Source organism: Bacillus sp. D48C (assembly GCF_053345735.1).
This window is the reverse complement of sequence record NZ_JBKFAQ010000002.1, coordinates 184,824-196,693: the sequence shown is the minus strand read 5'-3', so window position 1 is coordinate 196,693 and position 11,870 is coordinate 184,824. Positions and strand designations below refer to the sequence as shown.

At 32.6% G+C, this 11,870-nt stretch carries 16 protein-coding genes; 14 read left to right on the top strand and 2 right to left on the bottom strand.

The genetic code is table 11. The features are described from left to right. Positions 1-43 precede the first annotated feature (43 nt). Entirely contained in the window at positions 44-2,119 is a 2,076-nt protein-coding gene (locus ACLBXA_RS06095) for a HelD family protein (protein WP_000065164.1), read from the top strand. Positions 2,120-2,432: 313 nt separating this feature from the next. On the opposite strand, the gene ACLBXA_RS06090 is transcribed toward ACLBXA_RS06095, so the two are convergent. Together ACLBXA_RS06090 and ACLBXA_RS06085 are read right to left on the bottom strand one after the other, a co-directional pair. Further along, entirely contained in the window at positions 2,433-2,993 is a 561-nt protein-coding gene (locus ACLBXA_RS06090) for a GNAT family N-acetyltransferase (protein WP_000337120.1), read from the bottom strand. Positions 2,994-3,214: 221 nt separating this feature from the next. Continuing rightward, positions 3,215-3,901 (bottom strand): hypothetical protein, encoded by a 687-nt coding sequence (locus ACLBXA_RS06085; RefSeq protein WP_001095278.1) that lies wholly within the window; start codon positions 3,899-3,901, stop codon positions 3,215-3,217. Between the two features lie 124 nt (positions 3,902-4,025). On the opposite strand from ACLBXA_RS06085, the gene ACLBXA_RS06080 reads away from it, so the two are divergent. The 13 genes from ACLBXA_RS06080 to ACLBXA_RS06020 all read left to right on the top strand — a co-directional run bounded on the left by ACLBXA_RS06080 (position 4,026) and on the right by ACLBXA_RS06020 (position 11,777). Further along, entirely contained in the window at positions 4,026-4,346 is a 321-nt protein-coding gene (locus tag ACLBXA_RS06080; protein WP_000629079.1) for a DUF952 domain-containing protein, read from the top strand. A 234-nt stretch (positions 4,347-4,580) separates the two neighbouring features. Further along, a complete protein-coding gene (locus tag ACLBXA_RS06075; protein ID WP_000339346.1) occupies positions 4,581-4,925 on the top strand; it encodes a PadR family transcriptional regulator in 345 nt (114 codons plus the stop codon). Next, positions 4,912-5,913: an HAAS signaling domain-containing protein gene (locus tag ACLBXA_RS06070; RefSeq protein WP_001048843.1), complete on the top strand. Its 1,002-nt coding sequence runs from the start codon at positions 4,912-4,914 to the stop codon at positions 5,911-5,913. The genes ACLBXA_RS06075 and ACLBXA_RS06070 overlap by 14 nt, the downstream gene beginning before the upstream one ends. An 80-nt stretch (positions 5,914-5,993) precedes the next feature. Next, positions 5,994-6,506, top strand: coding sequence for a GNAT family N-acetyltransferase (locus tag ACLBXA_RS06065; RefSeq protein ID WP_000617519.1), 513 nt, complete (start codon positions 5,994-5,996; stop codon positions 6,504-6,506). A 127-nt stretch (positions 6,507-6,633) separates the two neighbouring features. Continuing rightward, positions 6,634-7,410: a serine hydrolase gene (locus tag ACLBXA_RS06060; RefSeq protein ID WP_000450757.1), complete on the top strand. Its 777-nt coding sequence runs from the start codon at positions 6,634-6,636 to the stop codon at positions 7,408-7,410. Then, entirely contained in the window at positions 7,407-7,778 is a 372-nt protein-coding gene (locus tag ACLBXA_RS06055) for a hypothetical protein (RefSeq protein WP_000828002.1), read from the top strand. The genes ACLBXA_RS06060 and ACLBXA_RS06055 overlap by 4 nt, the downstream gene beginning before the upstream one ends. Positions 7,779-7,806: 28 nt before the next feature. After that, positions 7,807-8,223, top strand: coding sequence for a GNAT family N-acetyltransferase (locus tag ACLBXA_RS06050; protein ID WP_000680538.1), 417 nt, complete (start codon positions 7,807-7,809; stop codon positions 8,221-8,223). 145 nt (positions 8,224-8,368) lie between these two features. Next, a complete protein-coding gene (locus ACLBXA_RS06045; RefSeq protein ID WP_000288980.1) occupies positions 8,369-8,773 on the top strand; it encodes a GNAT family N-acetyltransferase in 405 nt (134 codons plus the stop codon). Between the two features lie 15 nt (positions 8,774-8,788). Next, positions 8,789-9,142, top strand: coding sequence for an MmcQ/YjbR family DNA-binding protein (locus ACLBXA_RS06040; RefSeq protein ID WP_332277409.1), 354 nt, complete (start codon positions 8,789-8,791; stop codon positions 9,140-9,142). 21 nt (positions 9,143-9,163) lie between these two features. Further along, the gene (locus ACLBXA_RS06035) at positions 9,164-9,871 is read left to right on the top strand and encodes a class I SAM-dependent methyltransferase (RefSeq protein WP_000655260.1); all 708 of its coding nucleotides are present in this window, start codon (positions 9,164-9,166) and stop codon (positions 9,869-9,871) included. 65 nt (positions 9,872-9,936) lie between these two features. Next, positions 9,937-10,323, top strand: a complete 387-nt coding sequence (locus ACLBXA_RS06030; protein ID WP_001093451.1) for a ribosomal maturation YjgA family protein — start codon at positions 9,937-9,939, stop codon at positions 10,321-10,323. A gap of 24 nt (positions 10,324-10,347) precedes the next feature. Beyond that, positions 10,348-11,277, top strand: coding sequence for a phosphotransferase enzyme family protein (locus tag ACLBXA_RS06025; RefSeq protein WP_000434083.1), 930 nt, complete (start codon positions 10,348-10,350; stop codon positions 11,275-11,277). After that, entirely contained in the window at positions 11,274-11,777 is a 504-nt protein-coding gene (locus tag ACLBXA_RS06020; protein WP_000720572.1) for a DNA topology modulation protein, read from the top strand. The genes ACLBXA_RS06025 and ACLBXA_RS06020 overlap by 4 nt, the downstream gene beginning before the upstream one ends. Positions 11,778-11,870: the final 93 nt, after the last annotated feature.

Sequence of the window (11,870 nt, the reverse complement as noted above, 5' to 3'; positions counted from 1 at the left end):
ACTTCGACTGAAAAATTAGAACGGACAGGAGGGAATCGTCGAAATGAGCAACATATTTGAAGATGAGTTACAAAAAATGAAGGATACTTTGCATACGATGGATGAGCAATTGGATAAGCTTGAAAAAATCCCAGTTTATTATGGAGAAGATTTTAAGGAGCAAATTCTTGAAAGTATGAGAGAGTCTAATAGACAAAATTTACGTATTGGTGTGCAAGAGCCGTACTTTGGAAGGTTAGATTTTCAGGAAGATGGTAAAGAAGCAGCTATGCCGATTTATATTGGAAAAGTAGGGGTTTCGGATATGGACACGATGAAACCAATCATTATTGATTGGAGAGCACCTGTCGCAAGTATGTTTTATTCATTTACCGGTGGAGAAGAATTAGCATTTTATCAATCACCAGATGGGTTAGTAGAAGGTGATGTGTATTTAAAACGAAACATTTCTATTCGAAAAAGAGAACTTGAACGTGTCGTTGATACATATGTAAAAGGAAATGAAGATGTATCACATGCCGATGATTTTCTTCTATATCGATTAGGTGAGAATAAAGATAATAAACTAAAGGATATTGTTTCAACGATTCAATCGGAACAAAATGATATTATTCGTGCGGAAAGAAACTTGCCATTATTAATTCAAGGGGTTGCAGGGAGCGGAAAGACAACAATTGCTTTACATCGCCTTGCTTTTTTGATTTATGAATATCGTGAGCAGCTAGAAGCTGAGAGAATGATCGTATTTGCGCCGAATAGTCTGTTTTTAGACTATATTTCGAGTGTACTTCCTGAATTAGGTGTAGGGAATATTAGTCAAACAACGTTTCCGGATTGGGCATTACGCACGTTAGATGATTCAGTGAAACTAAAGCAGACAGAAGAAAAATTGAAAGAAGCATTTTCAATTAATCGTGATGAAGAAAAGGTTATGCTCGGTAAATTGAAAGGTACACTGGAATTTAAGTTCTTTATTGAAGAGAGAATGATTCAATTTGAAAATGAATTAATACCAACAAGTGATTTTGAGGCATGGGACAAAGCTATTATTCCAGTAGAAGACATAAAAAAATGGATGCAAGTTGAATATAAACATTATCCATTAAAGAAAAGAAGAGAAAGATTAGTCGGCCGAATGAAGCGCTGGATTGAAATTGAACTGAAAAAGTATGGAGAAACAAACGAGAAGAAATTATTAAAAAAAGAAGCGACAAAGAGATTGAACACTTATATGAAGTTTTGGCCGAAAATGAGCCCACTTTCACTATATAGTTCAATATTGAAAAGTAAAGAAATACTCGAAGTATTGCCTGAAGAACTTGTGAAAGAAACTGAAAAGAGTTGTCGTAAAAAAGAAGTGTATGTAGAAGATTTACCAGCTTTAATTTACATACATCACCGCATAACAGGTATTGAAATCGGACAGAAATTCCATCACGTCGTTATTGATGAAGCGCAAGATTTTCCACCATTCCAAGTTTATGTATTAAAAGAAATTACACTAGGTAATTCTTTTACTATATTAGGTGATTTATCTCAAGCAATTTATGATTATCAAGGAATTGAAGATTGGAGTGCTTTTAAAGAAGTATTCCAAGAAACAGGTTATTATGAACTGACGAGAAGTTATCGTTCTACAAAAGAAATTATAGAATTTGCGAACGAAATAATTAAAAATGCAGAGATTCCAGTTGGGCTCGCAACACCAGTTTTTCGCAGTGGTGAAGATGTTAAGGTAATCCATGCAGAAGATCAATTTAATGAGATTATGAAGACGTTAAAACATCTACAAAACGAAGATGTGAAAACCATTGCGGTAATAGGAAGAACAGACGATGAATGCCGCGATATATATGAGAAATTAACAAAAGCAGGATTGGCTGTAAACGTTATTGAAGCAGATCAAAGTAAATATGAAGGTGGTATTTCAGTAGTACCTGTCTATTTAGCGAAAGGTTTAGAATTTGATGCGGTGCTTTTAATTGATGTGGATGAAGAACATTACAAAAACACAAAACATGATGCAAAGTTACTATATGTCGGATGTACGAGATCACTTCATGATTTATGGATTTTCCATAGTGGGGAAGCGTCACCTTTAATTAAAGGATTAAAATAAAGTGAAACTATAATCAGTGGGGAGTTTTACTGCAAGCTAATGTGGGATAAATATAAAAAGAGGATTTTCTAGTACTGTATGAAAATCCTCTTTTTTATATTGAAATGGTAGATGTGTAAAATGACAATAAAGTTATTTAATTTTAAAACCTAAAACAAGTATAACCCCGCTCTAAATTTAGGACGGGGTTAAAACATAGTTATTTAATTTTCGATATAAGATACTTCACTGTACTTAAAAATATAACAATAAAGTCGTTTGAAAATCTAAGTTTTATTCAACAATATCGCCCATTGTTGAATAATGTTCAATTTTAAACGAATAAAGCCATTAATATTAAATTTTGATAGCTATCATCCAATTTTACACCCTTTGCTTTTCTACCCTCTTCAAAGAAGCCTAGATTCTTATATAACTGGATTGCACCTAGATTATCTTCCATTACCTCAAGACAAACTTTTTCAATCTTACTGTTATTTTTAGCCCAATTGATTAACGTTTCTAGAAGAGCTCTTCCAATACCATAATTTCGATATTCAGGTAGTATGGTCATCGCGAAAGCCCCTTGATGACTAATTTTTTCTTTGTTTCCGTTCTTAAAATCTATTGCACCGACTAACTTACCATCAACTTCAGCAATAAACTGTACATAATTTGGATTTTCATGATAAGCTTTTAACGTTTTTTGAATAGCATCGATACGCACCTTTTTTACATCCTCAACCGTACTTAGCGTGTATGGAGCGTTTATTAAAGCTTTTGAAGCAGAATCTAGTATTCTTTCTGCATCCTGTTCTTTAGCTTCTCTAATTATTACTGTTTTTCCATCCTTAGATTTATAAGTAAAAACATTAGTTGATAAGATACTACACACACCCTTTCGGAATATAATTAATTAAAATTTTTAACTGTTTCGCGATTCTTAAGTAAGAAAAAGTCGTATCACCTTTTTCTGCATTCGCTCTGCTTCAACTTAATAACGATTATTTCAAATGTTTCTAATTTTTACAATAATTTATTCCGTTATATAACCCGATTTTTGAATAACATGACTGGCGTTTTTTAAACAAATTCATTATCTCTGTACAAGATGAATTAACGACTTGAGCTGTTGTATAAATAATATACAATGACCTTTTCTAATTCCTTAGTTTGTCCTTTTTCCCGTATACGAACGGCATCTACTGGAATTTGTGTATGTTTTAACCAATCTAGAATAAGGTGTAGTTGTACTTGTATTTGACCAATGTGTAGCTTCTTTATGTTCTTATTCTGAATTCTATTAATTAATTGCAGCATATAGGGAAGTTTTTCTATACATTCGCTTAAATCTCCGCAATAACCTGAAGGGAATTCATTTGTACCAAATTCTAAAGTATTGATGTAATTAGAAACTAGGTATATCATGGCTTTTTGTTCGGTATAACCACCTAATTCAATCGCTTTTCGAAGGGATTTTTCTAAATCGTCTTCTTTATTGCTAGAGTCCATATAAATTCCTATCCATCTAAAAGGTCTTGAATCAATCGGATTGTTTTCTGTCCATCTATATAGAATATCAATTAGAAAACTATTTAGTGAGAAAGTTAAGACCTCATCTTTTTCGTTTAATGCATCTAAAATAGTAAACAGCGAAATGGCAAACTCTTCTTGATCTTTTGATTCCCATTTCTTTGCATTTGAAATAAATGTCTCTAAATGTTTATAAGCTAATTTTCGAAGTCCCGCTTCGCGATGCTGACAGTAACAAATAAAATCATGCCAATGTTCATTTGTATTCATATTTATAATAATGGTTTGTAATGCAGTGTGAGGTTTATGTATTATAAGTCCCCCAATCTATTAAGAACGTGTTGAAAATTTAGTGTTATTATATCATTACATAAATTAAAAAGGGAGAGTTACTATGATTACAAAAGTAATTACGAAAAGTAATTGGGAAATCGCAAAAATAATTGGAGAAATTAATGAAGATTCACTTATAGAAGAGGGATTTATTCATTGTTCATTAGTAGATCAAGCTTTAAAAGTTGCAGAAAAATATTTCAAGCATGAAGAAGATGTTTTATTACTTACAATTGATCCAGCCCTATTAAAAGCAGAAGTAAAATATGAACTTGCTTCTAACGGTCAAGAATATCCGCATGTTTACGGAGTAATTAATGTTGAGGCGATTGTAGAGGTTGTTCCATTGCATAAAGAAAACGGAGAGTTTATCCCGCATTAACAGACAGCTCGATTGGTGAGGGCTGATAATCAGTGGGGAATGAACCAAACCCCCACTGATTAAAAAAGATAAGTATGTTATATATGTTAGTGAGAAAAGCGCAAATCATATAGTTAGTGTGTTTTATTATCCGTTTTTTGGTAAAAAATATTGTTTTTATCACACTAATACTGTACGATACATAGTATAAAACATATACTGTATGACATATAGTAATGGGAAAGAGGTGAGTGAATGGATGCTTTATTAAATTCGTTAATTACTGAACTAAGAAGAGGAACATTAACATTAGCGGTTTTAAGCCAGTTAAGAACACCGCAGTATGGGTATTCACTTGTCCAATTATTGGAGAAATCAGGGATCACAATCGATCAAAGTACTTTATATCCACTACTTCGCCGATTAGAAAAGCAAGAGCTAGTGACGAGTAGTTGGGATAAAACGGAGAGTAGACCGCGTAAGTATTACGTTTTAAGTGAATACGGATTAGAGATATTTTTGCAGTTAAAAAAGGAATGGATAAAGGATTCGAAGGAACTTTATAACTTATTAAAGGAGGACAAGAATGAATTTAATTGATATTTATGTCGAGGAAGTAGCGAAGAGATTACCTGAAAAAAATCGTGAAGATATTATTCTTGAACTACGGTCAACAATCGAGGATATGTTACCGGATGATTATAATGAAGATGATGAAAAAAGAGTTCTTGAAAAATTGGGAAGTCCAGTTGCATTAGCTAATGGGTACTTGGATAGACCAATGCATTTAATTGGACCACGTTATTTTGATGTATATATGACATTATTAAAAATGATCTTACCAATCGCAGTTGTAATTGCGCTTATTTCAATGGTTGCAGAAAATTTTATTAGTTATAGTGGTGATCAGGCTGTATTAAATGTTATTTTAAAATTGATAGGTGAAGGCATTGGAAGAACGTTTGAAGTAGGTTTCCAAGTATTTTTCTGGCTGACAGTTGTGTTTGCTGTTATAGAAAGAACGGATAAAGAAAAGGACCCACAACCATTAACAACAAGTTTAAAAAAATGGACGCCGGATGATTTGAAAAATATTGCGTATATCCCGAAGAAAAAGGCGATCTCAAAGTTTGAAGTGTTTGGAGGTCTAATGTGGACGGCAATATGGGCTACACTTTACTTCTATGCGAATCATCTCGTTGGCGTATACAATGGTACGGAAAATGGACTGAAGTTTGTCTCGCCAACTTTTAATCAAGATGTTTTACTGCAGTACTGGCCAATTGTTGTAATTATGATCGTTTTTGAAATAGGTATATCCCTTTATAAATTAGTGCAAGGAAAATGGACGCAAAGATTGGCGATTGGAAATGCTATTCTTCAAGTAGCTGGGACGATAGTATTCATTGTAATTGTAGTAAATCCACATTTATTTAACACAGGATTTATTACGTATTTGGCAAATGCATTTACTATTTCCACAGAGGAGTTTAAAACGTGGCTCATTGGGGGAGGAATTTTCTTCTATACGTTATCTGCTGCAATAAATATATTTGATGGTTTCCGAAAAGCTAGTATTCGTACGTAGATAAAAATCGGAAATTTCGGTAAAATAAAACTATTAAAAAGATAGTGAAATAAGATGAACATGATGAAAGGAAGAAAACAATGATAAGGGAAGCAACGAAAAGAGATTTAGCATACATTTTAGATATTTATAACGATGCGATACTTTATACAACAGCTGTATATGCGTATAAACCTGTAACCCTTGAAAATAGAATAGATTGGTATGAACAAAAAAAGGCCGAAGGGTATCCAATTTTCATATACGAATTAGATAATAAAGTAGTAGGATTTGCGACATTCGGCCCATTTAGAGCGTGGCCTGCTTATAAATATTCAGTTGAACATTCTGTGTATGTAGATAAGACATATAGAAAAAATGGCATTGGGTCTTTATTCATGAAAGAATTAATTAAAATCGCGAAGGAACGAGAGTATATGACCTTAATTGCTGGAATTGATGCAGAGAATGAGAAAAGTATTGCCTTGCATCAAAACTATGGATTTGTTCATGCAGGGACAATAAAAAAAGCTGGTTATAAGTTTAATAAATGGCTAGATTTAGCTTTTTATCAGCTGGAGCTTAACGGTCCTGAAAATCCTATAGAAGAATAAATATTTTTCGGTAGCAAGAAAAAATTCATGCTACCTTTTTCTTATTTTAATAGCTGATGAAAAGGTTTTTTATATTCAATATTGAATTATTAGAAGTTAATATAACGATATGAAAAGAGGGATGGAAATGGAAACTGTCATAAATAAAATAAAAGAGGTACAATCTAATTATGTGGGAATGGAAATTTATTCTACAAAAAACAATCGTATAGTTGCTTCATATAATAGTGAATTAAATATTCCGTTAGCATCAGCAGCAAAATTAGTTATTGGATTTGTAGTAGCACAAATGGTGAAGGAAAATAAACATAATTGGAATGATATACTTCATCACATTAAATTTAATCCGCATGAAGATAGTACGCAGTTATATCCGCATTTACAAGGAAGAACTTCTTTAACACTTAGTCAAGCGGTCGAGGTAATGATAGCTTGTCATGATAGCTACGTTGCACAGTCAGTTGTAATGCACTGTGGTGGATGGGATGCTGTGAAAATGTATGTACAAACGTACTTTTCAAAAATTCATATACAAGAGAATGCTAGAGATGAGAAAAATATTGGAGACTTAAATGAAGTTCTTGCCCTTTTGATACAAACCTTTCAAGGTTATAAATCAGAACCAGAATTATGGGAACCAATTATTAGTGGCATGGTAAGACAACAAGGAGAGTATGAAGAAATCCCATATTATCATTTAGCTCATATGACAGGTGGATTGCTCACAGCTACAATAAATATTGGTATAATAGGAATGTTTAACGAATTTCCGCTTCTTTATGTGATTGGGGGAAAAGATTTACCGAATCGACGTGAAAATAAAGAGGTAGATGAAGCTTTTGCAGTAGTTTTAAAGTACATATACAAAGAATATAGTGAAAACATGCTAGGAGTGAGCGGTTGAAAAGAAACTTAAAGACTTCAACAATCATTATTTTAATTTTAACGATTATTGCTCTTGAAGTTGGAATCGCACTATATAATCACAATTTGTCATTAGATACAATTTACTTTGCAGCAATCCTTATTTGTATTGTATTGCTTTTTGGTACACGTGTTTCTGAAGAGAAAGAAAGTAAATCGAAACGAGGGCGAAGAAAAACAGCTCTTATATTTTGGCCATCTATTTTATTGTCTATCACTTGTTTCGCAGTTATAAGTTACATAAGGATAGGCTATGTCTCTGTACCAGGGATAATTGGCTTTTCATGCTTTGTTACATATGGTGGATTCGTATGTATTAGTATTTTAAAGAGAAAAAATAAAATGTAGCTTACTGAGCTGAAAGGAAGCAATATATATGAAACATATAAAGAACGGTACACGCACTGAAGGAGAATATATTAAAAATAAAGTTATTCAATATAATATGTCCATCTTAACAGATGAGGCAAGACAGACGATGGAAGAAGTAAGCCTCGTAGTAAAAAATGAAGAAGGAAAAATTTTTGGTGGCGTAACAGGTACGATGTATTTTTATCACCTTCATATCGACTTTTTATGGGTTGATGAATCAGTTCGTCATGACGGTTATGGTAGCCAACTTTTACATGAAATTGAAGGTATTGCGAAGGAAAAAGGGTGTAGATTAATATTGCTAGATTCATTTAGTTTCCAAGCACCAGAATTTTATAAAAAGCACGGTTACAGGGAGTATGGTGTCGTTGAAGATCACCCGAAAGGTCATAGTCAGCACTTTTTTGAAAAGAGATTATAAAGTGAAACTTTAATCAGTGGGGGTTTTACGGGTAGCCGGATCCCACCAAACTTCTTTGCTTTTGCTGAATTTTGAGGTGGGGTCTTACTGCACGGCAAATAGCGGGATAATAATATTATGTATACTGGTTGATGGGAGAAAGCATATGTACACGTATAAATTGCAACAAGAACAACCAGTCTGTGCAGAAAAAATAAAAAAACTTTATGATTCTGTCGGTTGGTGGCCAGAAAGAAAAGAAGTCGATATTGAAATAATGTTAAAGAATAGTATAGCAATTGGAGTATGGGAAGAAAATGAATTAATTGGATTTGCTAGAGTCGTTTCTGATGGTGTTTTTCGAGCATACATTGAAGATGTTGTCATACATGAGAGTGTAAGAAATAAAGGTATTGGAGAGAAGATGCTTACAATATTACTTCGAGAAATATCTCATATTGATATTGTTAGTCTATTTTGCGGAGAGAAGCTAATAAAGTTTTATGGTGAGCAACAATTTCAAGCAACGAAGCAAATTGTGATGCATCGTAATCAAACAGGGAAAGAATAAGAGGTGCCAATTAAAATGAATGCAACAAGAGCGTACTGTTTATCGAAAAGAAAAGCGACAGAAGATTTTCCAGATGGTTGGAGTGCAACATGTATGAGGCTTAATAATAAAATATTTGCGATAGTAAATCATGAAGAAGGTGAAAAAGCTGCGATTACATTGAAGTGTGATCCAGAAGTCGCATTAAGAATAAGAGAAGATTATCCAGAAACAATTATTCCAGGGTATCATATGAATAAAAAACATTGGAATACCGTTTATATTCGTAAGGGTATAGAACAGGAGCAAATAAATAAAATGATTGATTGGTCGTATGATTTAGTACTACAATCATTTTCAAAGAAAAAGCAGCAGGAGTTAATGAATTAATATGTATTAGGAGTGTGTGTAATGAAAGATTCGATTAAAGATACGTATGATAAATTAGCGAGTACATATAAAGAAAATCTAGATTTCGCAAATCCATATAACAGTTATTATGAAAGACCGGCGATGATGGAGCTTATTCCAAAGGAACTAGAAGGAAAAAAGATACTAGATGCTGGATGTGCAGCTGGATGGTATACTTCTCAATTCATAGGAAGAAGAGCAAATGTTACAGCAATTGATATAAGTCCTGAAATGGTAAAAGCAGCAAAAGAAAATATAGGAGAAGAAGCAACGTTCCTTTGTCATGATCTGCAAGAAACATTGCCATTTGAAGATAGTACGTATGATGTGATTGTAAGTTCGTTAACTCTTCATTACTTAGAAAATTGGAATCAAGTATTTCAAGAATTTCGTCGTGTACTGAAGCCAGGTGGAGAACTTATTTATTCTATTCATCATCCTTTTATGGATTTCACAAAGTTTCCATGTGAAAATTATTTTGAAAAACAGTTATTAATAGATACTTGGGTTAAACCGAATATTACTATTGAAGTCAAGTTTTTCAGAAGGTCACTACAAGACATAATAAATGAAACTACAAATTATTTTGTATTAGAAGAGATAGTGGAACCGAAGGCAGTTGAAAAGATGAAAGAAGTAGACGAAAAATCATATTATTATCTAAATATGAATCCACATTTTCTTATCATAAAAGCAACTAATAAATAGCTAGTAAAATAACTTTATTTTACTAGCTATTTACAGTTATACATTATATATTAGGAGACTTTAAAATGAATACGAAACGAAATAGAGTATTATATGCACTATTTACTATAGTTGTTATTATTTTAGGTCTTAGCTCAAGGAAGTTTTCTTTTGCACTACCACATCTATTAAATGATTACTTAGGCGATGCTTTATGGGCATTAATGATTTTCACTGGCTTTGGATTTTTGTTTCTTAAAACAGAGACGAAGAAGTTGTCTTTTATTAGTTTAATGTTTTGCTACGGGATTGAAGTGAGCCAATTGTATCATGCTGAATGGATAGATAGCATGCGTGCAACGACTTTGGGTGGACTCGTGTTGGGATACGGTTTTTTTTGGAGTGATTTAGTGGCTTATACAATTGGTGTTGGAGTGGGAATACTGTGTGAGGTTATTTTTCGGAAGAAATAAGAATTGTAAAAGGAGTATTTGTAAATGGAACAAGCACTGGAAATTGCAAAGTTTTGGTTTCAAAATGAACATGTCACAGCTACTGTAATGCAACCAAAAGTAGCGAAGGTTATATGCAAGAATAAAGAGTATATTTTAAAGAGAACGGGATCGATAGACCAACTTCTAGTTGAATTCGATGTTTTGGATCAACTGTATGAAAAGGGAATTAAAGTACAGAGAGTAGTAAAGACAGAAAATGATGAACAATATGTATTATATAAAGAAAAATATTATTGCTTATATGAGTATGTTGCCGGAAGTGTTTTAGAAATAAAAGATACGGATAAGCTGGAAAGGCTAGCAAGTACAATTGGAGAAGAAATAGCTAATCTGCACAAAGCATTACATTCGGTGAATAGTGATCATGAGTTAATAAAAAGAAATTTATATAAGACGGTATTTGAATGGGCTATACCAATTTTAGAAAAGAATGAGTATGTTCATCGAGAGGTAATTCAAAAGATGGAGCGAATGCACACAGATTTCAAGGAAACGGTCCATCCATTACCGAGACAAATTATTCATCGTGATATGCATCTATCAAATGTAATCTTTAAAGATGATAAACTGGAAGGGTTTATAGATTTCGATATTTTAGAAAATAATGTAAAAATATTTGATATATGTTATTGCTGTACAAGTGTATTAAGCGAGCTATTTAGTGATGAAAGATTAAGAGGAAAATGGTTACATATCGTTAGCAAAGTCTTTGAAGGTTATTATAAACAAAATGATTTAACGAAAGAAGAACTAAAAGCTATTTGGTATGTTATGCTTTCAATTCAAATTATCTTTATTGCTTATTTTGTCCAGTTACCAGATTTATTAAAGCTAAATGAAGAAATGTTCTTCTGGATTTTTGCTAATAAGGAAGATATTGAAGAAGTTATAGAAGGTATCGTAAAGGTATGAAAAAAATAATATTAATTGGTTCTGGTGGTTCAGGAAAATCTACACTAGCAAGACAGTTAGGAAATAAATTAAATATTAAGGTGCATCATCTTGATGTATTATTTTGGAAACCGAATTGGGAAGGTGTTCCGAGAGAAGAACAAATAACAGTTCAAAATAACTTAATTAAAGATGAGAAGTGGATTATTTATGGGAATTATGGCGGGACGATGGGTATCAGACTGAATGCAGCTGATACAATTATTTTCCTTGATATTCATAGAACAATTTGTATTTATCGTGCTTTTAAAAGAATTGTAAAATACCGAAATAAAACAAGACCAGATATGGGCGCGGGATGTGAAGAAAGATTTGATTTGCAATTTTTTAAATGGATATGGGAATATCCTAATGCTAAACGACCTACAATTTTAAAAGAGTTAGAGCAATTGCCCGAAGAGAAAAAGGTTATTGTTTTAAAATCTCCAAATGAGGTTCGGAAATTTTTAGAGCACATATAATAATAGAATGTAACACAAAAATTCTTTGTGGATCTTACCGATTAGTTTAATAAAACTAATCGTTTTTTATTATGAAAAATTTAACGCTTTTTG

What these genes read in the sequence shown, in the direction of transcription:
- ACLBXA_RS06095 (WP_000065164.1), top strand. Translation starts at nt 44, where the DNA reads ATGAGCAACATATTTGAAGATGAGTTACAAAAAATGAAGGATACTTTG.
- ACLBXA_RS06085 (WP_001095278.1), bottom strand. Translation starts at nt 3,901, where the DNA reads ATGAATACAAATGAACATTGGCATGATTTTATTTGTTACTGTCAGCAT.
- ACLBXA_RS06080 (WP_000629079.1), top strand. Translation starts at nt 4,026, where the DNA reads ATGATTACAAAAGTAATTACGAAAAGTAATTGGGAAATCGCAAAAATA.
- ACLBXA_RS06075 (WP_000339346.1), top strand. Translation starts at nt 4,581, where the DNA reads ATGGATGCTTTATTAAATTCGTTAATTACTGAACTAAGAAGAGGAACA.
- ACLBXA_RS06070 (WP_001048843.1), top strand. Translation starts at nt 4,912, where the DNA reads ATGAATTTAATTGATATTTATGTCGAGGAAGTAGCGAAGAGATTACCT.
- ACLBXA_RS06065 (WP_000617519.1), top strand. Translation starts at nt 5,994, where the DNA reads ATGATAAGGGAAGCAACGAAAAGAGATTTAGCATACATTTTAGATATT.
- ACLBXA_RS06060 (WP_000450757.1), top strand. Translation starts at nt 6,634, where the DNA reads ATGGAAACTGTCATAAATAAAATAAAAGAGGTACAATCTAATTATGTG.
- ACLBXA_RS06050 (WP_000680538.1), top strand. Translation starts at nt 7,807, where the DNA reads ATGAAACATATAAAGAACGGTACACGCACTGAAGGAGAATATATTAAA.
- ACLBXA_RS06045 (WP_000288980.1), top strand. Translation starts at nt 8,369, where the DNA reads ATGTACACGTATAAATTGCAACAAGAACAACCAGTCTGTGCAGAAAAA.
- ACLBXA_RS06040 (WP_332277409.1), top strand. Translation starts at nt 8,789, where the DNA reads ATGAATGCAACAAGAGCGTACTGTTTATCGAAAAGAAAAGCGACAGAA.
- ACLBXA_RS06035 (WP_000655260.1), top strand. Translation starts at nt 9,164, where the DNA reads ATGAAAGATTCGATTAAAGATACGTATGATAAATTAGCGAGTACATAT.
- ACLBXA_RS06030 (WP_001093451.1), top strand. Translation starts at nt 9,937, where the DNA reads ATGAATACGAAACGAAATAGAGTATTATATGCACTATTTACTATAGTT.
- ACLBXA_RS06025 (WP_000434083.1), top strand. Translation starts at nt 10,348, where the DNA reads ATGGAACAAGCACTGGAAATTGCAAAGTTTTGGTTTCAAAATGAACAT.
- ACLBXA_RS06020 (WP_000720572.1), top strand. Translation starts at nt 11,274, where the DNA reads ATGAAAAAAATAATATTAATTGGTTCTGGTGGTTCAGGAAAATCTACA.